This window comes from Niabella yanshanensis (genome assembly GCF_034424215.1).
In the GTDB taxonomy this organism is placed as follows: domain Bacteria; phylum Bacteroidota; class Bacteroidia; order Chitinophagales; family Chitinophagaceae; genus Niabella; species Niabella yanshanensis.
In genome coordinates, this window is record NZ_CP139960.1 from 2,113,260 (window position 1) to 2,138,210 (window position 24,951).

The 24,951-nt window shown below is 42.4% G+C and carries 25 protein-coding genes; 14 read left to right on the top strand and 11 right to left on the bottom strand.

Annotated features, from left to right (window positions below; genetic code table 11):
* Positions 1 to 543: 543 nt before the first annotated feature.
* Positions 544 to 1,767 carry an S-adenosylmethionine:tRNA ribosyltransferase-isomerase gene (locus U0035_RS08475; RefSeq protein WP_114789561.1) on the top strand — a complete coding sequence of 408 codons (1,224 nt, stop codon included), beginning with the start codon at positions 544 to 546 and terminating at the stop codon, positions 1,765 to 1,767.
* 57 nt (positions 1,768 to 1,824) lie between these two features.
* On the opposite strand, the gene trxA is transcribed toward U0035_RS08475, so the two are convergent.
* Both trxA and U0035_RS08485 read right to left on the bottom strand, forming a co-directional pair.
* Entirely contained in the window at positions 1,825 to 2,145 is a 321-nt protein-coding gene (trxA, locus tag U0035_RS08480; RefSeq protein WP_114789562.1) for a thioredoxin, read from the bottom strand.
* 154 nt (positions 2,146 to 2,299) lie between these two features.
* A complete protein-coding gene (locus tag U0035_RS08485) occupies positions 2,300 to 3,679 on the bottom strand; it encodes a nucleoside permease (protein ID WP_114789563.1) in 1,380 nt (459 codons plus the stop codon).
* 188 nt (positions 3,680 to 3,867) lie between these two features.
* On the opposite strand from U0035_RS08485, the gene U0035_RS08490 reads away from it, so the two are divergent.
* The 4 genes from U0035_RS08490 (at position 3,868) to U0035_RS08505 (ending at position 7,214) form a co-directional block, all read left to right on the top strand.
* Complete coding sequence (locus U0035_RS08490; RefSeq protein ID WP_114789564.1) at positions 3,868 to 4,581, top strand: hypothetical protein; 714 nt, start codon at positions 3,868 to 3,870, stop codon at positions 4,579 to 4,581.
* A gap of 10 nt (positions 4,582 to 4,591) precedes the next feature.
* The gene (locus tag U0035_RS08495) at positions 4,592 to 4,936 is read left to right on the top strand and encodes an avidin-fold protein (protein WP_114789565.1); all 345 of its coding nucleotides are present in this window, start codon (positions 4,592 to 4,594) and stop codon (positions 4,934 to 4,936) included.
* A gap of 634 nt (positions 4,937 to 5,570) precedes the next feature.
* Positions 5,571 to 6,710, top strand: coding sequence for an aminofutalosine synthase MqnE (gene mqnE / locus U0035_RS08500; protein ID WP_114789567.1), 1,140 nt, complete (start codon positions 5,571 to 5,573; stop codon positions 6,708 to 6,710).
* Between the two features lie 72 nt (positions 6,711 to 6,782).
* Entirely contained in the window at positions 6,783 to 7,214 is a 432-nt protein-coding gene (locus U0035_RS08505; protein WP_114789568.1) for a CBS domain-containing protein, read from the top strand.
* On the opposite strand, the gene U0035_RS08510 is transcribed toward U0035_RS08505, so the two are convergent.
* From U0035_RS08510 to U0035_RS08525, 4 genes are all read right to left on the bottom strand, one after another.
* The gene (locus U0035_RS08510; RefSeq protein ID WP_114789569.1) at positions 7,211 to 8,362 is read right to left on the bottom strand and encodes a carboxypeptidase-like regulatory domain-containing protein; all 1,152 of its coding nucleotides are present in this window, start codon (positions 8,360 to 8,362) and stop codon (positions 7,211 to 7,213) included. The two genes, U0035_RS08505 and U0035_RS08510, sit on opposite strands and share 4 nt — an antisense overlap.
* 90 nt (positions 8,363 to 8,452) lie before the next feature.
* Entirely contained in the window at positions 8,453 to 9,166 is a 714-nt protein-coding gene (locus U0035_RS08515) for an alpha/beta fold hydrolase (RefSeq protein WP_245957615.1), read from the bottom strand.
* Between the two features lie 102 nt (positions 9,167 to 9,268).
* Entirely contained in the window at positions 9,269 to 10,591 is a 1,323-nt protein-coding gene (locus tag U0035_RS08520) for an aspartate kinase (protein WP_114789571.1), read from the bottom strand.
* Between the two features lie 280 nt (positions 10,592 to 10,871).
* Positions 10,872 to 11,957, bottom strand: coding sequence for an Ldh family oxidoreductase (locus tag U0035_RS08525; RefSeq protein ID WP_114789572.1), 1,086 nt, complete (start codon positions 11,955 to 11,957; stop codon positions 10,872 to 10,874).
* Between the two features lie 167 nt (positions 11,958 to 12,124).
* On the opposite strand from U0035_RS08525, the gene U0035_RS08530 reads away from it, so the two are divergent.
* Positions 12,125 to 12,295, top strand: coding sequence for a lmo0937 family membrane protein (locus tag U0035_RS08530; RefSeq protein WP_114789573.1), 171 nt, complete (start codon positions 12,125 to 12,127; stop codon positions 12,293 to 12,295).
* Positions 12,296 to 12,398: 103 nt separating this feature from the next.
* On the opposite strand, the gene U0035_RS08535 is transcribed toward U0035_RS08530, so the two are convergent.
* Positions 12,399 to 12,839, bottom strand: a complete 441-nt coding sequence (locus U0035_RS08535; RefSeq protein ID WP_114789574.1) for a single-stranded DNA-binding protein — start codon at positions 12,837 to 12,839, stop codon at positions 12,399 to 12,401.
* Between the two features lie 226 nt (positions 12,840 to 13,065).
* Here U0035_RS08535 and mnmA point away from each other — a divergent pair, with 226 nt between their 5' ends.
* On the top strand, positions 13,066 to 14,169 hold the full coding sequence (mnmA, locus tag U0035_RS08540) for a tRNA 2-thiouridine(34) synthase MnmA (RefSeq protein ID WP_114789575.1): 1,104 nt from the start codon (positions 13,066 to 13,068) through the stop codon (positions 14,167 to 14,169).
* Between the two features lie 201 nt (positions 14,170 to 14,370).
* Complete coding sequence (locus U0035_RS08545; RefSeq protein ID WP_114789576.1) at positions 14,371 to 15,111, top strand: hypothetical protein; 741 nt, start codon at positions 14,371 to 14,373, stop codon at positions 15,109 to 15,111.
* Positions 15,112 to 15,160: 49 nt separating this feature from the next.
* Here U0035_RS08545 and U0035_RS08550 read toward each other — a convergent pair whose 3' ends face one another.
* Positions 15,161 to 16,066: a ribonuclease Z gene (locus tag U0035_RS08550; protein WP_114789577.1), complete on the bottom strand. Its 906-nt coding sequence runs from the start codon at positions 16,064 to 16,066 to the stop codon at positions 15,161 to 15,163.
* Between the two features lie 30 nt (positions 16,067 to 16,096).
* Positions 16,097 to 16,480 carry an STAS domain-containing protein gene (locus U0035_RS08555; RefSeq protein WP_114789578.1) on the bottom strand — a complete coding sequence of 128 codons (384 nt, stop codon included), beginning with the start codon at positions 16,478 to 16,480 and terminating at the stop codon, positions 16,097 to 16,099.
* A gap of 178 nt (positions 16,481 to 16,658) precedes the next feature.
* Here U0035_RS08555 and U0035_RS08560 point away from each other — a divergent pair, with 178 nt between their 5' ends.
* The 3 genes from U0035_RS08560 (at position 16,659) to U0035_RS08570 (ending at position 20,381) form a co-directional block, all read left to right on the top strand.
* Positions 16,659 to 19,187: an ATP-dependent Clp protease ATP-binding subunit gene (locus U0035_RS08560; RefSeq protein ID WP_114789579.1), complete on the top strand. Its 2,529-nt coding sequence runs from the start codon at positions 16,659 to 16,661 to the stop codon at positions 19,185 to 19,187.
* A gap of 170 nt (positions 19,188 to 19,357) precedes the next feature.
* Positions 19,358 to 19,888 carry a hypothetical protein gene (locus tag U0035_RS08565; RefSeq protein ID WP_114789580.1) on the top strand — a complete coding sequence of 177 codons (531 nt, stop codon included), beginning with the start codon at positions 19,358 to 19,360 and terminating at the stop codon, positions 19,886 to 19,888.
* A gap of 148 nt (positions 19,889 to 20,036) precedes the next feature.
* Entirely contained in the window at positions 20,037 to 20,381 is a 345-nt protein-coding gene (locus U0035_RS08570) for a hypothetical protein (RefSeq protein WP_162817762.1), read from the top strand.
* Between the two features lie 11 nt (positions 20,382 to 20,392).
* Here the strand turns inward: U0035_RS08570 and U0035_RS08575 are convergent, their stop codons facing one another.
* Both U0035_RS08575 and U0035_RS08580 read right to left on the bottom strand, forming a co-directional pair.
* Positions 20,393 to 21,973: a M20/M25/M40 family metallo-hydrolase gene (locus U0035_RS08575; RefSeq protein WP_211316346.1), complete on the bottom strand. Its 1,581-nt coding sequence runs from the start codon at positions 21,971 to 21,973 to the stop codon at positions 20,393 to 20,395.
* A 199-nt stretch (positions 21,974 to 22,172) separates the two neighbouring features.
* Entirely contained in the window at positions 22,173 to 22,667 is a 495-nt protein-coding gene (locus U0035_RS08580; protein ID WP_114789582.1) for a DinB family protein, read from the bottom strand.
* A 123-nt stretch (positions 22,668 to 22,790) separates the two neighbouring features.
* On the opposite strand from U0035_RS08580, the gene deoC reads away from it, so the two are divergent.
* From deoC to U0035_RS08595, 3 genes are all read left to right on the top strand, one after another.
* Positions 22,791 to 23,459, top strand: a complete 669-nt coding sequence (gene deoC, locus U0035_RS08585; RefSeq protein WP_114789583.1) for a deoxyribose-phosphate aldolase — start codon at positions 22,791 to 22,793, stop codon at positions 23,457 to 23,459.
* 44 nt (positions 23,460 to 23,503) lie between these two features.
* On the top strand, positions 23,504 to 23,971 hold the full coding sequence (gene tnpA / locus U0035_RS08590) for an IS200/IS605 family transposase (protein WP_114789584.1): 468 nt from the start codon (positions 23,504 to 23,506) through the stop codon (positions 23,969 to 23,971).
* 467 nt (positions 23,972 to 24,438) lie between these two features.
* Positions 24,439 to 24,948 (top strand): hypothetical protein, encoded by a 510-nt coding sequence (locus tag U0035_RS08595; protein WP_114789585.1) that lies wholly within the window; start codon positions 24,439 to 24,441, stop codon positions 24,946 to 24,948.
* Positions 24,949 to 24,951: the final 3 nt, after the last annotated feature.

A 24,951-nucleotide genomic window follows, 5' to 3' on the forward strand; every position in this document is an offset into this window, starting at 1 on the left:
AATTTTAGCATTTTTGATTTATCCACAAATCAAATCACCCTCAAATGCCCTACTACAAAGGATTTCAGCCGTTTTTCGGCCTTAACATAAAAAAAAGATGTGAATATAATGTGAATTACTTTCCCTGAAACGTGGAAAGGTTCAAAAAATGCTGCGTTTAGCGGGAATTCGCGTGTAGTTATCGCCAAAAAACTGGAAATTTGCTGTTTCTATTGGGGAAAGTTTGCAGGTTGAACGATTGACGGGTTTACCAGGAGTTAGTAGCAAACAATGTAAAAAGTAAAATTTAAATGCGAAATCGCGTATTTCTGTTATTTCTCATTTCAACTTTCAAAACTTTTGCTCAAATAAAAAAAATAGTACCATATATAAAGTTAATAGCACAATCATTTTTGAATTTACGCAGGTTGATTAGACTTTACAGTTGAAAAGCGCAGCACCCACCTGAATGGGAAGGGGCAACTTTTCAACCTTTAAACCCTGCCTGCTCCAAAGGAGTCCTTAGACCGACAGGCAGGTTTTCAACTTGTTAACTTACTCTGCATGCATCCCAAATATCTCTCTATAAAAGATTTCACGTACAACCTCCCCGAAGAAAAGATAGCCTTTCACCCCCTGGATAACAGGGACGATGCACGGCTGCTCGTTTTTAAGAATGAAAAGATACAGGCGAATACCTACCGGAATATCGCCGCACATATACCTGAAGAAACCTTAATGATCTTTAATAACACTAAGGTGGTTGAAGCGAGGTTATTATTTAAAAAAGATACCGGAAGCGTTATCGAAGTTTTTTGCCTGCAGCCACACGAAATATACGCAGACATTACAACCGCTATGAATCAAACCGGGAGTGTTCAATGGCTTTGCCTGGTGGGCGGTGCCTCTAAATGGAAAAAAGAGCAGGTATTACAACTTCGGTTTGAAGCAGATGCAACTGCTTACACTTTAGAGGGCGCACTTATTGAAAAAAGAAGTGATTGTTTTGTTGTTGAACTGAGTTGGAATGGTAATTTCAGTTTTGCTGAAGTTTTGCATCATGCCGGGCATGTACCCCTACCACCTTATATTAAAAGGCAGGATGAAACAGCCGATAAAAGCCGCTACCAGACTGTTTTTGCCAGGTACGACGGATCGGTAGCCGCACCTACAGCCGGATTACATTTCACCGAAAATGTATTGTCATCGCTGCGGCAAAAAAATATCAATACAGCCTTTGTCACGCTGCATGTAGGCGCCGGCACATTCAGACCGGTTAAAGCAGATACCATGCTGGAGCACGATATGCATTCGGAGTTTATTGAAGTGGAAAGAGCGCTGATTGAACAGTTGATTGAACAGGGCAATAAAGTCCTTGTGGCTGTAGGTACTACATCTTTAAGAACATTGGAAAGCCTTTACTGGCTGGGTGCCCGGCTCATTACTAATCCACAGGCTTTTGAAAATGAGCTGCCTTTTTTAAGTCAATGGGAAGCTTACGAGCATACAGATACTCCGCACAAGACTGACGCACTTAAAGCCTTGCAGGTATATTTGTCAGAGACCGGCAGCAGCAGGCTGGTTGCTAAAACCCAGATCATTATCGCGCCCGGCTATACGTTTAAAATGATTGATGGGCTGGTAACCAATTTTCACCAACCCTCCTCCACTCTCCTTTTACTGGTAGCCGCCCTTATCGGAGACAACTGGAGAAAGGTTTATGATTATGCGCTGCAGAACGATTTCCGTTTCCTGAGTTATGGGGACGGTAGCCTGCTCTGGAAGTAATTAAACACAAAAGCCCCACCTGTACAACAAGCGGGGCTTTTAAAAAACTAAAAAAACTTAGTTCAGATGCGATTCGATCTTTTTTACAAAATTACCTTTTGGCTGCGCACCTACCAGTTTATCTACCACCTGGCCATTTTTTATAAATAAAATTGCGGGAATAGAAGTAATACCGTAATCCATTGACACCTGAGGATTTACATCCACATTCACTTTACCAATATTTACTTTACCGTCGTATTCTTTTGATAATTCTTCAATTACCGGCCCAATAGCACGGCAAGGACCACACCATTCTGCCCAAAAATCCACTACAGTTAATTTATCTGAATCCAAAACTTCCACCTGGAAGTTTGCGTCGTTAAATTCTTTTGCCATTATTGATAGTTTTTAAAAGTTTTTAATTATTTAATGCTAAGTAGATAACAAATTTAGCACCTAAAACTAAATAACAGCAATTGTGGCATTTTGTTGTGCAGAAAATGTCAATTGCAAAGACCCGCTACTGACAATTCACCGCTAACAACTGTTACTAATGTACAACCCGCCCGATTTGTTCCGGCTGATGCTGATGTCTGAAAAATATGGCAAACAAGACAGCCACTACCATGGCATAAGCGGCAAAAGTAAACCAGATAGATGGCCAATCCCTTACTGCTATGATGCTGCTCAACATGCCATCGCCCCCAACATTTACTTTAAACTGATCATTTAGTATGGCCACAAATCTAGGATCAGACGGTGTAGTATGGAGAAAATCAGCCAAACCTGGCGCATTATCAAAGCTCCTGGTAAAAAACCGGTCGATCAGCCAGCCCGAGGTAAGACTGCCAAAGACAGCGCCAAACCCATTGGTCATCATCATGAAGAGGCCCTGGGCGGAGGAGCGGATCTTCCGATCGGTATTTGTTTCTACGAACAATGAACCTGAAATATTGAAAAAATCGAAGGCCATGCCGTATACAATACAGGAAAGCAAAATCATCCATAAGCCGCTGGTAGGATTTCCGACACCAAATAAGGCAAAGCGAAGCACCCAGGCCAGCATAGAAATCAACATTACTTTTTTGATACCATACCGCTTTAAAAAGAACGGAATTGCCAGGATAAAAAGGGTTTCTGAGATCTGGGAAATAGACATAATGATAGTAGAGTACTTTACCACAAAAGAATCAACGTAACTGGGATAATGTTTAAACTCATCTAAAAAAACATCCCCATATGCATTGGTGAGCTGCAAAGCGCCTCCCAGGAACATGGAGAAAATAAAGAATACGGCTATCTTATAATTGGCGAATAACTTAAAAGCATCTAATCCCAGTATCTGGAAAATGCTTGACCCGCGATTGATCTTTTTCTGGGGAGGACATTTAGGCAAAGTAAAAGCAAAAATGCCGATAAACATCGCAGCAGCCCCCGCAATGTAGAACTGGTTGGGACTGGCTTTGCTGCCTGATAAATTGGTCATCCACATGGCTACAATAAAACCAATCGTTCCCCAAACCCTGATGGGAGGAAAATCTTTGATCACATCACCACCATTCGCCTTTAACGCTGTGTACGAAATGGAATTGGCCAGCGCAATGGTTGGCATGTAAAAGCCCATGGCCACCAGCATCACCCAAAAGAAAGTATCCGGGTTATCGACCTGGGGAATATAAAACAGCACCGCTGCATAAAGTATCTGCAACAAACCATATAATCGTTCCGCATTCAACCACCTGTCGGCAATAATGCCGGTAAGTGTAGGCATGATGATAGAAGCAAAACCCATCGTACTGAACACAGCACCAAACTTAGCTCCCTCCCAACCCCTGGTGCCAAACCAGTAATTAGCTATGGTAATCAACCAGGCGCCCCAAACAAAAAACTGGAAAAAGCTTAATACAGTCAGTTTAAATTTTATCGACATAAAATGTTTTTATTGAACCGGCGACAGTACTATTACTGATCGATTTTGTTACTTCCAAGAATCCTTCGGACGCATGGCTTTTCGGTTGGTATTGCTACTCAACAACCCAACGAATCTAAAGAAAATTACAATTAAATAATCATAACTAAAATCAATTCTTAAATTGTACCTGCTAATTCATATCACCCATGGACGACAAATTGAAACTACTTATTGAATACTTTGAAAGCGAAGTGTCCACCTTACAGCAATTGATACAGGAAGAATTGGACGCTGAAGAAAACTACCAGGCCGCAAGCTGGTATCAACGGGGCTTATCCGCTGCAAAATCTGAACTTCGCATACTACATAGCTTTAATGAGCCATTCTATTCTCAAAAAGATCGCATCTTACAACGAATTACACGGTTCAAACAAAAGCTGTCCGAATACAAAGAGGGTGACGAAAACTATTTAAAATTTTCCACCCTTGTAAAATTTACAGAAGAAGAATATGAAGCATTGTCGCTTCAGGATCTACCGCCTGTACCAGACCCGCGACCGCATCTTTTTGAAGAAGCCGTAGATAAAGTATTCAAAAAGGAAATCAAAGGCGTCCATCTCATCATTAATGAAAATAGTGGCTTTCGTTTCGAAATCATTCGCAAACGCAGCCAGGTAACCGTTACTGTCCCCTGGTGGATAAAGCCGAAAAGAGCTGAAAAGCTTGATGAATACCAACTAAAGCGCCTTGCACAGTTTGGTTTTGAGGTAAAGAAACAACCATTGAGACTGGTAAAATCTTTTTCATTAAGGCAGAAAGAAGCAGAAGCTGATTTAAAAATGTTCCTCGCCCGTTGCTATTTTGAAATACTGAACCCGCACGCTATAAAAAATCAAGGCTATATTGAGTATATTCATTAAACGACGAAATATGAGTTCAATCAATTACAATAACAAAACATTTAAGCCCATAAGCAATACGGAAAACGGAGAAACTTCAGCTGATACACTGTTTCATTATGTACAAAAAGACAATATTCTTACGGCCAGCTACAGCGGTGGGAAAATAAAATCGGGACATTTAATCGGATTGGTGAGTGAAACTGGCGAAATAAACATGAGGTATCACCAGGTAAATGACCAGGGCGAGTTAATGACCGGAATTTGCTCCTCAGTGCCGGAAATATTATCCAATGGAAAGATCAGGCTGCATGAAACCTGGCAATGGACATCCGGGGATCTTTCCTGCGGCAACTCTATAATCGAGGAAATTTAATTTCGGTGCGACACAGTAGAAGTAAAACTTCGGCCTAATAACGTCAAACCGAAGGTTAATATACCACATGCCAACGCCCACAACCCCACAACGCCGGTTGCACATCTTAAGCCCTTATCCCGGATCCAATCCAAAAACAAGCTGGAAGCGTAACCTGCTGCCAGTATTTCTGTCCCAATAAATAATATCATCATTAACAACCGCTGGTATAAGACCAGGTTCCCGCGTTTACGGCAGTAAATAAATAATTGCAAAAGGCCCAGAGGAACATAAAGAATGAATAACCACAGGAGCAAAAACATTAGTAATGATTTAGGTATTAAATATACAATTTGTACATCGGGCAACCATTTAAAATCTTCGGCTGAATACCCTAATCACCAGGTTGTTCAGGACCACCTTGTCTCCCGCAACTATGCAACAGTGAGCGTTTACAGCCGTCAGCCGCGTGAGCGATGGAAGCGGTAGCCCGCAGCGAGGAGGAACGACGGAGCGAGGACTACAAGCGCACAGCGCGACCCGCCGTGGAGCACAGCGCAACAAGGGGCACGCCATAAAACTGAGCATAATCATGAAAATTTGAACCTTTCTACCCCTAAACCGTTTTATCTTTGCACCTCATTTAATTTAGCAGATGATCGCGAATACCCTACCCCATGTTGATAGTGCACTTCAGGAAATTGCCGGCAAAGTATATGACGGACAAAGAATCAGTGATGCAGACGGTTTGTATCTTTTTGAGCATGCCAGCCTGGCATTTGTTGGCGCTTTAGCCAATTATGTACGCGAGCAAAAGCACGGGGATATTACTTATTTCAACAGGAACTTTCATATAGAACCCACCAATGCCTGTATTTACTCCTGTCATTTTTGTAGCTATAGTAAATTGTATGCCCATCGCGATGAAGCATGGGAGCTATCGTTGCAGCAAATGATGGATATTGTAAAAAAATACGATAATGATCCGGTAACTGAAGTACATATTGTAGGAGGCGTTCACCCTAAAATGAACCTGGAGTTTTTCGCTGAATTATTGCGCAGTATCAAAGCACACCGGCCTGAACTGCATATTAAAGGCTTTACCGCGGTGGAGCTGGATTACATGTTCCGCAAAGCCAAAAAAACAGTACTGGAAGGCATGCAATACCTGAAAGACGCCGGTTTAGAGAGCTTACCAGGCGGTGGTGCTGAAATATTTGCGCCCGAAGTAAGGGAACAAATCTGCGCTGATAAAATTGACGGAACCGGCTGGTTGCATATTCACCAGACCGCACATGAGCTGGGCATGCAATCCAATGCCACCATGCTTTTTGGACATATTGAAAAATACGAACACCGTATTGATCACATGAGCCGGCTACGCAATCTGCAGGATCAAACCAATGGCTTCAACACCTTCATTCCGTTGAAGTTCAGAAATGGCGATAATGATATGAGCCATGTAGCAGAATCCTCATTGATTGAGGACATGAAGATGTATGCTATTGCCCGCATCTATCTTGACAATTTTCCGCATATCAAAGCCTATTGGCCGATGCTGGGCCGACAAAATGCGCAACTAGCACTGTCATTTGGCGTAAACGATATTGACGGTACTATTGATGATACCACCAAGATCTACTCTATGGCTGGCTCAGAAGAGCAAACGCCCTCTATGAGTACTGAAGAGTTAGTTGTACTGATCAAACAAGCCAGGAGAAGGCCGGTAGAGAGAGGAACGCTGTATAATGTGATCAAAGATTACGGAACAGTTGAAACGACGGCAACTGCTTAGTTCATCTCTGCCAACTGATTTGCAGCTGTAATTTTTTTTAAGTATATTAGCCATACTTAAATCAATTCTATTATGGGCAAAGTATCCACCATTCTTGCCAGGAAGGGAAACAATGCTGTTTCTGTGCAAAAAGACACCAAAGTTTACGAGGCATTAAAGGTTATGTCTGATAAAAATATCGGTTCGCTGGTTGTATTGGACGATGAGGGGAAATATGCGGGTATATTGACTGAAAGAGATTACTCCAGGAAAGTAATATTGGAAGGCCGTCATTCAGATGAAATAACAGTGGGTGAAATTATGTCCACTGATTTGCCCACAGTAAAACCCGATGACACAGTGGAGATTTGCATGCAATTGATGTCGAATAAAAACATCCGGTACCTGCCCGTTTTTGATGGGGACCAATTGTCAGGCATTATTTCCATAAGCGATGTGGTTACAGAAACCATTCTTCAGCAAAAAGAAACCATCAGCCAGTTACAGAATTATATACAGGGTTAATTTTTGTTAACAATTGCTGTGGAAGGCCGGTAATTAAGAGGTAACAGGTCGCCTACTTTTTCGCCCCAGCCCCAGTACCACTCCGATAGTAGTCCCTGAGCAGGATACCAGTTGCCGTTGGCATCGAGCAGCAGCGCGGGCTCATTTTGCAGCATAATTAATGACCGGGCCGGGTAACGCGACCTGCGTTCCATGTGATGATCGAGATAGCCTTGTTCTTCTATTTTGTGCTTGTTTACTACCTGCAAATAATCAGGCCAGTAAATGAACTTTTGGCCATCCTGTACAATGCGGAAGCTATCTACCGTCAGTGTAGCGCCATATTCATAGCTAAAATCTTTTTGAGATAGTATTTTCTGATAATACTCCGAAGAGTCGCTAAGCCGTTGATCCGGGTTATGACGATACAATGCCCTTACCCTGTCTTTTTCTACATTACGAAGCTTTTTTACCCTCCTGATTTCAAAGCCCTCATCGAGGCTATTGCCTTCATAAACTGACCTAAAAAAGTGCATCATGGACCCGGTATAAGCTTCCCGCCTGCTTTCCTGCCACTTCTTAACCTGCCGGCTATTGCCCTTCATATCGGTAAACAAAATATGGCCTGCAAAAAAATTGGTTCTTTCGCTAAAGTTAATCTCAAAATGCTCCAGCTGGTAGGCCAGTTGGTATCCCAGGCCTTTGTTTTCGATTATGATCGGTTCATCAGCAACCACTTCCAGCTTATTCAATTTCTTATAAAAGCGAAACCGGAGTGTTTTATGGTTTTTAATAACCGTTTTCATGGAGTTATTTGAAAGACCTATAAAATAATCTGTAAAGGTCTTGCCCCATTTCTCCCAGGTTTCTTTCACGTAGCCACCCACCACTACAGCTTCCATAGCTACCACCTTTGGCGTTACCACCACCTTCAGCTTTGGCGGCATTTTTTCTGTAGAAAAATCATAGGTAACGGTTTCAAACCCCACATGTGTAATAATGAGTTTGTATATACCTGCGGGAATGTCGGGTATCTCAAAATATCCTTCCTTGTTAGTGATGCTGGCCAGCGAAGTGTTGGTGATAAATACGGAGCTTCCGGCCACCGGCATATTGGTTTCGCCATCAATTACATGCCCCAAAAGCCGGTTTTGAGCAGAAGCGATCATCGCCAGCAAGATTATGCTAAACGTCAGAAAGTATTTCACCGTATAAATATATACGATTCTTCAGACAATCTACGAATAAATCGTAGATCTTTATTTAACGTCTTTCACTACTTTATTGATAATAGCGCTGATTTCCGCAGCACGGTTCATAATCATCATATGAGTTCCCCCGTGGATGATGTGAGTAGGCTTTAAAGGCTTTATCGGAAAAATGAGATCCGCATCGCCATGAATGTGTACTACATTGGCCGGAACCTCTGCATTACGCCAGTTGAGGATCTGGTTCAATGCCCATATCATATATTCCTTGTCAATAATTCTCCGGTAATGATTGGCAAAGTCCTGTTCTTCCTTAGTAAGAGCTCCCAGGCGCTTATTGGCCATTGCAAAAAAACGCTCGTTGGCTTGTATTCTTTGAATAGGGAAAATATGATTTAATCTCAGCCGTCCGATCAGCTTCCATTTACCAGGCAACTCATCTGTATTTTTAATACTGGACACCAGTATCACCTGCTTTACGGGCCGTGTTTTGGCAATCTCCAGGGCCACCATACCTCCAAAAGAAACGCCTATGATAACAGGGGCAGGCTCCTGTATCTTTTCAGCCATTCGTAGCACATAATTCTTATACGATTCTTTAGGTAATGGCTTCAGCCAGTTAATGAAAATGAGTTCGGCATTATCTATACTAAGGTTAGTAAAAATTTTATCATCGGCTCCGAAACCCGGGATACAATAGATTTTTCTTTTCGGCAGTTCTTGTTTTTGTTTCTTTCTCCTGAAAATATTTAGCAACCCATTCACCTTCGTATGTTTTATTAGTCTCAATTTATAAAACATACTGCATAAAACAAAAGTGCGGGAAGCCCCGCACCATTAAAAATATACCCGCAATCGTTTCGGCTTTTAATTTAACCCAAACATACCTTTGTTAAGTTGTTGCAATAACTGGATCTTATGTTCAGCCGCAACCAATAAAGAAATATTATGCCTGCTGCCACCATAAGATACCATACGGATAGGTATGTTTCTGATAGAACCAAACAGCTTTTTAATAATTTCTTCCGTTTCGTTAATGTTATGTCCTACTACCGAAATGATCGCTTGTCCCTCGTCTACCTCAACAGTTCCCAATACTTCCAGTTCTTTAATAATTGGTTTCAGGAACTCAGGGTTATCGATAGTAAGCGATACTGCTACCTCAGAAGTAGTGATCATATCGATTGGTGTTTTGTATTTTTCAAACACTTCAAATATTTTTCTCAAAAATCCATAAGCCAACAGCATACGACCGCTCTTTACCTTAATAGCAATGATATTGTCCTTAGCTGCTACAGCTTTTACACCGGAAGCGGCTGCTTCCTGAGTGATCAAAGTACCTTTTGCATCAGGCTCCATGGTGTTCAATAGCTTCACCGGTATTTTATACTGCTGTGCAGGCCAGATAGAAGCAGGATGCAGGATCTTGGCACCAAAATAAGCCAGCTCAGCTGCTTCATCAAAACTCAATTGTTCAACCGGCACCGTTTTATTAACGATACGCGGGTCATTATTGTGCATACCGTCTATGTCGGTCCATATCTCACATACCGAAGCGTTAATAGCTGCAGCTACCAGCGAAGCTGTATAATCACTTCCGCCACGCTTCAGGTTATCTACCTCACCTCTTGCATTACGGCAAATATAACCCTGGGTCACTAATACCTTTTTATCCTTATTCTGGTTGATCAACTGAGTCAGTCTTGTACGGATAGAACCAATTTGCGGCTCTTCATTTTCATCAATGCTCATGAATTCCAAAGCAGGTAATAAAGCAAAAGACTCTCCTATTTCTTCCAGATAGCAGGAAAATATTTTGGTAGACAATAACTCACCCTGGGCCAGAATATCTTTGCTCAACGCCTCGCTGAAAGATATTTTTAAAATGATGTTCAGAAAATCGAAATGTTCGTCTACAATAGCTTTTGCCTTATTGTAGGTTGTTTCCGACTGTAACAGTTCTTTTAAAAAATTGTAATAATGCTCCTGCAGTGTGTTGATCGTTTGCAGTGCAGAATGCCTGTCGTTAGCCGCAATATGGTTACCGATAGATACCAGGGCATTGGTGGTTCCGGATAGTGCAGACAACACTACTAAAGCAGGTTCGGTTTCTTTTTGCAGCAGCGACGCTATATGCTTCATGCGCTCGGGCTTACCAACGCTTGTGCCGCCAAACTTCATTACTTTCATTCGTATAGTTTTTGTTTGCGGCAAGGTGCCGCAATAAATTTTGTCGAATGCCCGCCTGAACGGACGGGCAGGTAACGCTTCAAAATCCTCTTTTTATGAGCATTGTATCCGGCGTTTCATTTCTGTGAAATATCGTTGTTTAAAAAACTTTTTGATAATTGGGTTGCAAATATACGCCAGTAGTCACTTAACCGCGCAAAAATCATTGTCATACAAGCGTCTTAAGTTTAACCGGTCTCATTGTGTACTAACTACATTCATACAAACCCATTAAAAAGGTTTAAGCAATCCAGTCAACTCCCATTTTGCCGGCCAATTGGTGCAGGTCTTCCACAACCGCCGGTAACAGCGGTATACCGTTTTCTCTCCGTTCCTGTTCCATTTCCCGTTCGGGGTCGCCAGGCACCAATACCTTATCATAACCCGGCAAGGTGGCTGCGGTTCTAAAACCATTGATCCAGTCATCCATATCCCTCTTAAATTCGGCTGCCGGCCTGAAGGCATCTACCCGCATGGCCCCAAAAAAATGCCCGATTCCTTTGCCCGGCTGTTTGGCAGGCATCGGTACATAGGCTGGAAACGGCGGTACCCAGGGCGCATAATTGGCACCGCTTAATAAAGCAGAGAAGATGTCTACCATTGCTCCCAACGCATAACCTTTATGGCTTCCATGATCCCTGTCGCCTCCCAGCGGCAGCAATGCGCCTCCCTTCTTTAAAATATTAGCATCCCGGGTCGGATTCCCGTCTGCATCCTGCACCCATCCCTCCGGTGCTTCCTGGTTTTTCCTTTGTAAAATCTCCAACTTGCCATTGGCTGCAGTGGTAGTTGCCAGGTCCATAACAAACGGAGGCTGCTCCCCTGCCGGGGCTGCCACACAAATAGGATTGGTGCCCAGCATTTTGGCTGTGGAAAATGTAGGAGCTACCAGCGGACTTGCGTTGGTCATTGATATACCGATCATATCCTGCTCTAAAGCCATCATGGCATGTACTGCAGCAATACCATAATGGTTACTGTTTTGAACACTTACCCAGCCCGTACCCACATTACGGGCTTTTTCTATGGCTATCTTCATAGCAAATGGCGCCACCACCAGGCCCAACCCTCTATCGCCATCGACTACAGCGGTTGAAGGGGTTTCATGCACCACTTTTATTTGCGGTACTGCGTTAACCCGGTCGGCTTCCCAAAGCCTTATATAGCCGCTCAGGCGGGCCACACCGTGCGAATCTACACCGCGGAGATCGGCAGCAAGTAATACTTTGGCAGCCGACTCAGATTCCTCCGTGGAGCTGCCCATTCTATTAAAAATATCTACCGTGAAATTATATAATGTATCGTATTGGAATGTTTGCGTTTGCATCGAACAAAGAAACAATAAAATAACGAACACAGAGTCAGGTTGTCAGATGGGGGATTATATTACCGCCTTGTTTTTATCAGATATCTGCAAGCCACCAACAGACATAATTAAAAAAAGGCATAGAATATGCTATTATCTATTATATAAACCTTTTAAATAAATAAGTCATGAGAAGTATCCTATGGTTAGTTGCAGTTATTTGCATTGTTATATGGTTGTTAGGTATGCTTAATATAGTGCCCGGAATCAGTACCGGATACCTGTTGCATATCCTGCTGGTAATTGCCATTATTGTTATTCTATACAACCTGATCTCCGGAAGAAAGCCCCTTGATTAGAAGTAACGACTCCCCAGGGCAGGTCTGGTAACAAATCCGGCATGGTCTAAGCAAAAAAATGCTCCGCGATTGCGGAGCACTAAGCTATTTTACCGTCACTCTTTTAGAATGGCAGATCATCTACCGGTTCGCTGAAATCATTCACTGATGAAGCGTTGGAAGATGCTGTGTTAGACGAAGCCGGGCTGTAACCCGAAGATTGCGGCTGTGCCGGCGCCCCGCCCTCTGCCTTGCTACCCAGCAATTGTACTTCTCTAACCCGCATAGACAACGCAGCACCTGCCGTGCCATCACTTTTGGTAAAAGTTCTTACTTCTGGCTGCCCTTCTACAAATACCTGTGTGCCTTTTACCAGGTAAGGTGCTACTGCTGTGCGATCTGTCCAGTAAGCGCAATCTACCCAAACTGTTTTTTCCTGCTGGTTTCCCTGGCTGTCTTTAAATCGCTCCGAGTGGGCCACTGTGAAATTGATCACACTTCTCCCGTTCACATTATTTACCAAACAATCTTTCCCCAGTCGGCCAATAACCTGCATTTTAATCATAGTACTCAGTTTAATTAATATTTTAAAAATTGGACAAGCAATTTAAGAACAAAAAGCAAATATCCCGATACAAACACCAAAATACCCTAAAAATTATGCCGCTAAACAAAATATCCATTTTTGTGTTAAAGAAAACCGGGTATCTACTGATATGACGATATACGGGGTATAGTTGGAAGACAAATTTGATCGAAATCGTATCTTTGCCTATTAATTTTTTTAGAAAATGAGCAAAAAAGGGAAAGTTTTGGTGGCTATGAGCGGCGGTATCGACAGTACCGTAGTGGCCCTTATGCTACACCACGAGGGTTATGATGTGGTGGGTATTACCATGAAAACCTGGGATTATGCCCAAAGCGGGGGTAGTAAAAAAGAAACGGGCTGCTGCAATGTGGATAGCTTTAATGATGCCCGTATGGCTGCCGTTCAGCATGGTTTTCCGCACTTTATATTAGATATACGTGAAGAATTCGGCGATTTTGTGGTGAATGATTTTGTAGAGGAATACCTGGCCGGCCGTACGCCCAACCCCTGCGTGCTGTGCAATACCCATATAAAATGGCGGGCATTATTGAAACGGGCCGATGCATTAGGCTGCGAATTTATTGCCACAGGCCATTATGCCAAGATCCGTCAGCATGATAACGGACGATATGTAATCAGTAAAGCAGTGGATCATACCAAAGATCAGAGTTACGTACTTTGGGGACTGCAGCAGGACCTTTTAAGCAGAACCCTGCTTCCGCTGGGCGGCTATCATAAAACTGAAATCCGCCAGATGGCCATTGATTATGGCTATCCCGAACTGGCTAAAAAGAGTGAGAGCTACGAAATATGTTTTGTTCCGGATAATGACTACCGCGGATTTCTGAAACGCCGGGTAGAAGGACTGGAAGAAAAAGTAAACGGCGGCAACTTTGTTGACAAAGATGGTAAAATACTGGGTAAGCATAAAGGTTATCCTTTTTACACCATTGGGCAACGTAAGGGTTTGGATATAGCGCTTGGCAAACCGGCTTTTGTAACCAGGATCGACCCTGTTGATAATACGGTTACGCTGGGTGACGAAAGTGACCTGGACAAGAACGAAATGATGGTGGGAAAGCTGAACATGATCAAATACAACATGATAACTTCGGGAATGGAAGCCACTACTAAAATACGTTACAAAGACAGCGGCGCACTAAGCAATATTTACCAGGAGGGGTCTAACATGCGTGTAAGCTTCTACCAGAACGTAAAAGGTATTGCTCCGGGCCAAAGTGCTGTTTTTTACGAAGGAGACGATGTAATTGGCGGAGGCATTATACAATCAGGCAGCATTCTCTAACTGAGAATAAGATATATCATCTGCCATGCGATATCAATTCAGAATCCGCCAACCGGCGGATTTTTGTTATTGCTATAAGTTTTAGAACAAAAAAATTCATGTAGGTTTGCAACAATTGAGAGACGAGCGATAAAGCGACTATGAAACCAACAGCTATCAGGCAATTCAACTGTAAATCATTATCAACTTAAAAGATATACCTTGTTCAAACATCTTTATCTCCTGTTTTTAACTGCAGCCCTTTTTTCCTGTACCAATAAAAAAGAAACGCTTGACGTAGAGCCCATTAATGATTATGTTACTTTACAGGTTGGGAAAAGTATTACCTACCGGCTCGATTCTACTGTTTTTACGTTTAATGGCACCAGGATTGAAACACACAAATACCAGGTTAGGCACACAGTACTAAAAGAGGTCACTGATGATGGGCAAAAGTCATTTATGATTCAAAGATTGCTCAATAATGAAACAGCTACCGGTAGCTGGGTAAACAATGGCACTTACCTGGTTACACTTCACGAAAATAAAATAGAAGTAATCACCGATAACTTACGCGTCATTGCTCTTCAGAGCCCCCTGAGAAAAGGATTTAGCTGGAAAGGAAACGGTCAACTTCCTTTTGCGCCCTATAAACAACTATTTGACTTCAGCCTTATCGGCTATGACATGAATTCCTGGAACTTTTCTTATACAGATTTTGGAGACGAGACGATAGAAGGACAGAGCTATAAAAGTGTGTGGACGGTAGCGCAAAATAATGAGGTACTGAACATGCCTCCTACCGCCAATACGGAGTTCGCGACCAAAGAAGTATCCATTGAGAAATATGCTAAAGGAATTGGCCTGGTTTATAAAGACTACCAGATGTACGAGTATCAGAAAGGCACTTCAGCCTTTTACATGGGTTTTGGCATTACCATGTGGATGATCAGCCATAATTAACATTCCTGAAAAGTTATTTGTGACTTGTTATGTTGGTGCTCAGGTCTCTTTAGGGTAAGAGATAGCTCACCCCCTCCAACGCCAGATCTGTATTGGGAAAAACTTCGCGCGTTTCCTTTTCAAACTCATCCAGCTTATCATACTTACTGCTAAAATGCCCTATCAGCAATTTTTTGACGCCGGCCAGCTGCGCAATTCTACCGGCCTGCCTGGTGGTTGAATGAAAGCGGGTAATCGCCATTTCAGCAAGAGCATCATGATAAGTAGTTTCGTGGTAAATCATATCGGCACCCTTTATGTGCTCAATGATCCTTTCGTCGTAACGCGTGTCAGCGCAGAAAGCATACGCTTTCGGATGCGGGGCAGGAATCGTCAATAAGTCATTACTGATCACATCACCGCTGTCTGTTTTATAATCTTCTCCTCTCTGCAGGTTATCATAAAAGCTTACGGGTACATTCTGCTCCTTCACTTTTACTATATCCAGACGTCTCGGATTACGTAGTTCTTTAAACACAAAGCCATAGCATTCAATCCGGTGATCCGTTCTGAAACAGCTAACCTCGATATCAGGCAGTTCAAGTAAACGGCAGTTTTGGGTGATGGAAATAAAGTGCAGGTTGAAACACAGTTTGGTATCAGCTACTTTTAACTGCAGCTCTATGATCTGTCGTAAGGGCTCCGGCGCTACGATGGTAAGATCCTGCTGACGCCCTAATAATGCAAACGAATTAATCAGTCCAATGAGACCGAAATAATGATCGCCGTGCAGGTGAGAAATGAATATATGCGAAATGCGGCTTCGCCGAACTTTATAATTAATCAGCTGAATTTGTGTTCCCTCCCCGCAATCTATCAAAAAGCTTCTCGATGCCGTTGTCAATACCTGGCTGGTAGGATGCCTGTCGAACGCAGGCACTGCAGAATTATTACCCAGTATAGTTACCGCAAACATTGGTTGTAAAACTAAAGTTTAAATTTAACATCATTCCAACACATCGTCATCCATTAACTCTCTTTCGATTTCTTCCATTTGTACGATATCTGCTGCCTCGCTTTGGGTGGGCGCAACATTCAAAAGCTCTAAAAGTTCATTATCTGCCAAAAAAGCCTCTACTGTTTCGTTAACACCGCAGCATACAAACGATGCATTAGCCTCATAAAAATCATGCTGAATTTGTAGTATCAGCTCGGCTGCATCTACATCTACGGCAGTTACAGCACTCATATCGAACACTATATTTTTCACATCATTTTGTAAAAAAGGAAGCAACGCTACTTTTATTCCATCTGTCATTGTAGCAGAAAGTATCGGCTCAATTGGCGTGATGACGTGAAATTTCTCTTTGGTATCTATTTTGACCTGCATGTTAAGTACGAATTTGGACTAATGGTATTTGATAAACAACGCGCTAAAAACTTCGGTCCTAATGCTCTTTAAAGAGAGGTTGGGTTTAGCTAAAGTCTGGTGCTTATGTTTACAAATAACGTAAACCAGTACCAAATATATTTGTTAATATTGTAACTAATCACTTTATCTACAAAATATGGATAATAATTTTTCAACTCAGGTAAAAGAAATCATTTCATACAGCAGGGAGGAAGCCCTCCGGTTGGGGAATGATTTTATTGGCACAGAACATTTGCTGCTAGGTTTGATACGTGAGGGAGATAATACAGCTATACGAATTCTGAAAGGTTTTAATATAGATATTTTTGAACTGCGTAAGGAAATTGAATTAGCGATCAAAGACAAAACAGGAAAGAATATCGCTAACATCAACAGCCTCCCGCTCACCAAACAGGCTGAAAAAGTGATACGCGTAACTGTGCTTGAAGCAAAGGCTTTAAAAAGCAACCAGGTAGAAACAGAGCATCTCATGTTATCTATCTTAAAGAACAAAGAAAACATTGCCACACAAATTTTAAATCAGTTTGATTTGGACTATGATATGTTTCGCCAGGAATTAGGCATTGTAAAATCAAACGAGCCCCGTGCAGAATTTGGTGATGAGAATGATGATGATTTTGAAGACGACAAGAAATATTCTCAGCAGTCAAAGGGATCGGCGTCAAAATCAAATACCAAAAGCAAAACACCGGTACTTGACAATTTTGGCCGCGATGTAACCAAGCTTGCGGAAAGCGGCAATCTTGATCCGATTGTGGGTCGTGAGAAAGAGATCGAAAGGGTATCTCAAATTTTGAGTCGCCGTAAAAAGAACAACCCTATTTTAATTGGTGAACCAGGTGTGGGTAAAACCGCCATTGTGGAAGGCCTGGCCCTGCGCATAGTACAACGCCGGGTGAGCCGTGTGTTGTTTGATAAAAGAGTTATTTCACTGGATCTGGCATCCTTGGTTGCCGGTACTAAATATCGCGGACAGTTTGAAGAAAGGATGAAAGCCATCATGAACGAACTGGAGAAGAACCGTGATGTGATTTTGTTCATCGATGAGATGCATACCATTGTTGGGGCCGGCGGCGCAAGTGGTTCATTAGATGCGAGCAATATCTTTAAACCGGCTTTAGCAAGAGGTGAACTGCAATGCATTGGCGCATCTACGCTGGATGAATACCGTATGCACATTGAAAAAGACGGCGCCCTGGATCGTCGTTTTCAAAAAGTGATCGTAGACCCACCGAGTGTAGATGAGACCATTCAGATCCTGAACAATATCAAGTCGAAATACGAAGAATTTCACAGTGTAACCTATACCGATGAAGCAGTGGAAGCCTGTGTAAAATTGAGCGACCGTTATGTTACAGACCGCCTTTTACCTGATAAAGCCATTGATGTAATGGATGAGGTAGGTGCAAGGGTACATCTGAAAAACATCAATGTTCCGGATAATATAGTAGAGCTGGAGAAGAAAATTGAAGATGTAAAAGAAGAAAAGAACCGGGTGGTTAAAAGCCAGAAGTTTGAAGAAGCTGCATCTTTACGGGATACAGAGAAAAAACTGGCAGAAGAGCTGGAGCGTGCCAAATTACAGTGGGAAGAAGAAAGCAAACATAAGCGCTACCCTATTACTGATGAGGATATTGCCGAAGTCATTAATATCATGACAGGTATACCTGTCAGAAAAATGGTTGAAGCCGAAACCGAGAAGCTTCGCAAAATGTCTGACGACATGAAAGGCATGGTTGTAGGACAGGATGATGCAATTTTGAAAGTGGTAAAAGCCATCCAGAGAAATCGTGTAGGTCTGAAAGATCCGAAAAAGCCTATTGGAAGCTTTATCTTCTTAGGCCCTACCGGTGTTGGTAAAACGGAGCTGGCTCGTTCACTGGCGAGATACCTGTTTGATTCGGAGGATTCACTGATCCGTATAGATATGAGTGAATACATGGAAAAATTCACTGTAAGCCGTTTAATTGGTGCGCCTCCCGGATATGTAGGTTATGAAGAAGGCGGACAGCTTACTGAAAAAGTACGTCGTAAACCTTACAGCGTTATTTTATTGGATGAAATAGAAAAAGCGCACCCTGATATTTACAATATCCTGTTGCAGGTACTGGACGATGGTCAATTGACTGACGGTTTGGGCAGAAAGGTGGACTTCAAAAATACCATCATTATCATGACGTCTAATATTGGTGTACGCCAGTTGAAAGATTTTGGTGCAGGTGTAGGTTTTGCCACACAATCGCGTTTACAAAATGAAGACGAAGAGAATAAAGCGGTAATAGAAAAAGCGCTGAAACGTACTTTCTCCCCTGAGTTTTTAAACCGTATTGACGATGTTATCATTTTCAATAGCCTGACCAAAGAAGATATCTTCAGCATTATTGATATCTCTATGAAGGGTGTGTTGAAACGCATTGAAAGCCTCGGTTACGGACTTAGCTTAACAGAAGATGCCAAAGCATTCCTTGCAGACAAAGGCTATGACCAGCAATTTGGAGCCCGTCCGCTTCACAGGGCCATCCAGAAATACCTGGAAGACCCACTGGCAGAAGAGATCCTGAATATGAATGTAAAACCGGGCGACGTGCTGGAAGTTGGTTTTGACAAGGAGGCTGATAAACTGGTATTTTCCATAAAGGAAAGAGCAGATGCACAGAAAGCATAAAACAAATATTTATTAATAGCACACCCCGCAGAAATCTGCGGGGTGTTTTTATTTTCAGCCCTTTTGTAGCGCCACTAATTGTTAAATTTTACACAATAGGAATAGCCAATCTTATTTATTACGAACAACATCGTACTTTTAATTCGTAATTATTCATCAAATAATAAATCATGCAAATCTCAAAACCAAAAAACAGTACACTAGCTCTGTTTGCTATAGCCATTGTAAGTATTATTACATTAGCCTCCTGGAGTGTACCTATGACATCCGGTATGTTTAGCAGGTTCTTTAATGAAACGGATACCGTTCCCAAAAAATGTGATTCCAAAATCGGCGAACTAAATGAGGCTATCGCTCAATTGCAAAAGGCAACCGAATCCTTAAAAGAGCGTGATATTTCCCGGGAAGTGGCAAAGGCCATTGAAAGTATTAACCTGGAGGATATTCATAACAATGTGGAAGATGCGATGCTGCAGGCCCAATCAGCATTAGCAAAAGTAGATGTACAAAAGATAAAAGAAGAGGTAAGCCTGGCGCTTGCAAGGATTGATAGAGAAAAAATTGAAGAGCAGGTAAAATTGGCTACCGCCAACCTCCAACCGCAAATACAGAAGTCGCTGGAGGAAGCCAAAAGAGAACTGGAACAGGCAAAACAGGAATTAGAATCAGCAAAACAAAGAATAAGAAAAGAAAAAATATAAAAATAGCGGCTGTGTCAAGGCTACCAGTTGATACAGCCGCTATACTATCGCTGTTCATAACGCTCCCTTTCAACACGTATATATTAATGAAGGCCAGCTAGTTTGCGCAACTATTAAACCTTTCTCACTCGTCATGCTTCAAAAAGGCATGAAGAAAATTACTACCCTTGCTCTGCTAACGATAATGCTGGGCGCAAACGCTCAAAAGCCAGTTCTGGTAGAACAGTATTGCGAGTTAATAGCTAATCCACGACTCATTACCAGCAATCCCAATATCTGGCTAAACTTTGGCAGTAAAGTTTTACAGCAAAAGTTTAAGCCCCTATCTGACAGTGTTCACAAAATGTCTCAGCCGGTTGAAGCTTTAAACTACATGGCCCAAAACGGGTGGACACTGGTAAAATACTACATCGAAGAAGAAGGCGCTTCATCTTCCCGCTTTTACAGGATATACCTACTCAGAAAGAAATTTCAGTCGAAGGATCTCCGCTGATAGTACATTAGCTAATCAAGTCCGCCACGCCTGGTCGGTGAAACTGGTTTTGGCCACTCTTTAGGTTTGCCCGTTCCGGGGTCAATGGGTAACACTATTTTTTCACGGGAGGTTTTCTGAGCCTCTTCGCTTGCTGCATAAGCAAGGATGGCTGTAAGAATCGCATTGTTGCGTAAATCATCAAATACAATTTTATCATAAGTATCCCGGTTAGTATGCCAGGTTATGGTACCATAATCCCAGCTTAGAGAACTTAATGAAAATGCGGGAGCGCCGGCCATTACAAAAGATGCAAAATCAGATCCGCCTGTACCAGGCTGGCCGGGAAAGCTGGTTTCGATATACTGGCGAATGTTCTGAGGCACTTTGGTTAGCCAGCGGCCCAGGTAATCATAAGCATGCAAAAATCCCTGTCCCTGTAAACTGGTTACCCGGCCGGTACCATTATCCTGGTTAAATACAGCCTGTATATTGCCAACGATCTCCGGATGATCTTCCACAAATCCCCGGGAACCATTTAAGCCCTGCTCCTCGCTGCCCCAATGACCTACGAGGATTGTACGCTTAGGATTGGGATATACTTTTTTAAGAATACGCATGGCTTCCATCATTGTTAAAGTTCCGGTTCCGTTATCGGTAGCACCTGTGGCTCCATCCCAGGAGTCAAAATGTGCCGAAAGGATCACATACTCCTCAGGCTTCTCCACTCCTTTTATCTCACCAATAATATTGAATGCATCTGCCACGGGCAATTCTTTGGAATCAATCTTCATACTCAACCGGGGCATGGTACCCGATTGTGCCAGGCGGTACAATAATCCATAGTCTTCAAGAGAAAGATCTACCGTGGGAATCTTTTTGGTGTTAGCTCCAAATATTTTGTTGGCGCCCACAGCTTTCGACCAGTAGCTGCTGACAAGGCCCAATGCCCCGGCTTTTTCGAGCGCTGCCGGAAGTGTTCGCGTTGTATAACCGGTTCTGCGAATACGTTGTGCCCAGGCGTCTGTTAAAGCATCTCTTTCTTTATTCATTTTAATAACAGATTCTGAAGTGCCGAATTCCTTCCAGTTATTATCCGGACGACCGGTGGGTTGCAGCATGGAAATCATAACAAATTTTCCTTTTACCGCCGGTAACCATTTTGCAAATGTTATGGAATCTGTTACTTCGGGCAACAAAATAATTTCGGCGCTAATGGCTTTACCATTGGTTCCGGGACTCCAGGCAAGTTGTGTACCCTCTAAAGATTTAAGACGGGGGTACACCATGTCGATATGAGCCGGGCCACGCTGCCAGCCTCTCCACTCACCCCATTTTTCGCTGCGCGAAGCAATACCCCAACTCTTATATTTAGCCATGGCCCAATCACCTGCCTGTTTCATTTCCGGGGTTCCTACTAATCTTGGCCCGATTCCGTCCAGTAACTCATGCCCCAATTGTTCCAGCTGTGAATCTTGTTCACCCTCAGTAATAATAGCCTCAACAACAGTATCTTTGGGCAATTCTGCCGACTGCCTCCCGCCACGTTGCGCTATCATGGTAACGGGTACTAAAAAAAGAGGAAGAATAAGAGATTTCTTCAAACAAAGCATACAAATCAATTTAAACTTATTGTGAAATGAATTGACCACCGAATGTAAACATTTATCATGGTTAAAATGTACAAGATCTTACGGCCCTGTACGCTGCGATCCGATGCTCATAATCGCAGCTTACCCCCAATTATCCAACCGGGCAATGCAGAAAAAAAGCGGCTTATTACGGCCGCCTGTTTGCAAAAGTCTGCTGCACTTAAAATTTCTGATCATCTGCCGAAGGTCCGTAGCTTCCGGGTACTTTAACATCGTTCAAACGATAATAAACACCCAACTGTGCACGGTGATGCGTAACCTGGCTTAACGCATGTCTGATAGCAGCATATTTAGTCCATTCAGCCAGTTTATTGCCCTGGTAAGCCAGGAACCAATTAGGTTCCAGATCCGCCTCTGTAGCCCCTTCCAGCGCCTTCATCGATTCGGCATAATTTTTTTCAAAAGCGTCCTGTAGCTGCCGACGCGTTTCATAAAGCTCTGGTTTATCACCTTCAGCAAAATCCAGCCCTTCTGTTTTCAGCATATGCGCGGGCCAACCAAAAATTTCGGTGATATGTTGAGCCAGGTGCATCAGCTTCATACTTTTTTCGTGAGGTGTATAATCGTTTTTTCCTTCAGGAAATTCATCCAGGAATTTTTTTGTGGTGTTATACTCGGCCGTTAATTCTTCTCTTAATTGTTTTAAAGTATCCATAGTTTCCGATTTAAATGAACTGTAAGGTACAAAGTATTTGATACAAGGCTGTATGATTTTTTTGTGATCACACCTACTCGTTTGAAACAGGTATCACTTACTTTTGAGGCTAAATTTGTTTTTATGCAACTGAACTCATATATCGATCATACCATTTTAAAACCCACTACCTTAATCAGCGACATCGAAAAAGTTGGCGCAGAAGCCAGGCAATATGGATTTGCATCCGCATGTGTTCCACCGCCGTTCGTTAAAAAAACAAAAGAATTATTGCAGGGAAGTTCTGTAAAAACCTGTACAGTAATAGGATTCCCATTTGGATATTCGGCGATTGAAGCTAAACTGGCAGAAGTTCTTTTAGCTATTGTAGACGGTGCTGATGAATTAGATATTGTAATCAACCTGATCGCCCTCAAAAATAACGACTGGCAATACCTGGCCAATGAAGCTAACCACCTGATCCCTATTATTAAGGAAAAAGGGAAAACGGTTAAGGTCATTATTGAAAGTGGTGTATTGACCGATGACGAAATTATCAAATGCTGTGAATTATATGGTCCTGCCGGTATCGACTACCTGAAGACCTCCACCGGCTATGCCGAGAAGGGTGCCAGCGTTCATGCCGTCGAATTGTTTAAAAAACATTTACCGCAACACACCGGTATCAAAGCAAGTGGTGGTATACGCGACTATGCTTTCGCCAAACAGCTGGTGGAAGCAGGTGCTACGCGCCTGGGCTGCAGCGCCAGCGTTGCGATCATAGAAGGTGGTAAGGGCGAAGGAAATTATTAGTTTTGTTCGGGTAAGTGACAATAATAATAAGATGAGCGTTTATTATGGCCGGAACATTTTCTCAGGTATACATTCATATTGTTTTTGCGGTTAAAGCGCGCCAAAGCCTGATCGATCCGGCATGGGAAGAAGAGGTTTATATGTATATATCAGGTATTATCAGAAATAAGGAACAAAAACTGCTTTGTATTAACGGAATGCCAGACCATATTCATATTTTAATAGGAATGAAGCCCAATTGTTGCATATCCGATTTGGTCAGGGAGGTGAAAAAATCATCCAACGATTTTATAAATCAGAAACAATTTTTAAAACTCAGATTTCAATGGCAGGAAGGTTATGGTGTGTTTTCTCATAGTCATTCCTCGTTGGATAATGTGATCGTATATATCAAGAATCAAAAAGAGCATCATAAGAAACAATCGTTTAAAGAGGAGTACAAGGATCTTTTAAACGCCTTTCAAATAGACTATAAAGATGAATATTTATTTGACTGGGTTGAGCCGGAATAGACTTTCATCTTAAAAACATTCGACTCCTTCGGAGTCGGTCAACATATCCAATTCTTCTATAAATATTCGATTCCTTCGGAATCGTCAGTCCGACATTCTTTTAATCGCGAGATCTAAGGGTATAATCGGCATACTAAAGCCTACCAAGTAAAAATATACCTGAAAATGTCTCCGAAGGAATCATATACTTATAGAAAGATAATGCAAGCGGATAACGACCCTGAAGGGGTCGAATAAAATAAAGGTATAAGGTCCCTTTCTCCATATGAAGTTATAAGCTGCAATCGCGAATCAAAAAGGACACTTTATTGAAGAGGTCTTCTCCGAAAAAATGACACGTGCTAATGCGCCGGGAGGGCGCGCATAAAGGCCGTTAAATTTCCTGCCTGCTGTTGCGTTTGGGATAATAACACGTTCTACATTAGAACAGTAACCTTATGGTTCAAAACGCATTGAAACGAATCTCTATGAAATTAATAACCCTGCTGGCTGCTTCTGCATTAATTATAGTTGTTGGATGCTCTAAAAAAGCACACTCCAACAGGAAAGAAAAACCTAACAGCGATTTCACGTTCAGAGCTAAAAAGAATGGAACAAACTGGAGGGCTAATTCTATATCCGCTACTTACAACCCCAAAGACAGCATGATGCATGTGATGGCCCTGGGAGACAATAACGAAAGGTTTACGATTTCCTTTTTTAAAAAGCCCGAATACACGGGAGAGGCAAAACAATTTAATGCTGGAACTATTATTCCTACCTGCGAATACTGCGCCAGCATTGCTCAGCGATACAGCCTGGATTCGCTCAAACGGAACTCGTTCCAGATTTTGGGCTTCGACAATACCGGCAACCGTATTCTTGGCAAATTCACGGTTTACCTGAAAAAAGACAGTCTATACCAGGGAACCTTTATTAAAGACTCTTCCTTATATGAAGGAGTGTTTAGCGTTCGTTATGAAACAGTTTCTTTTTAGCCA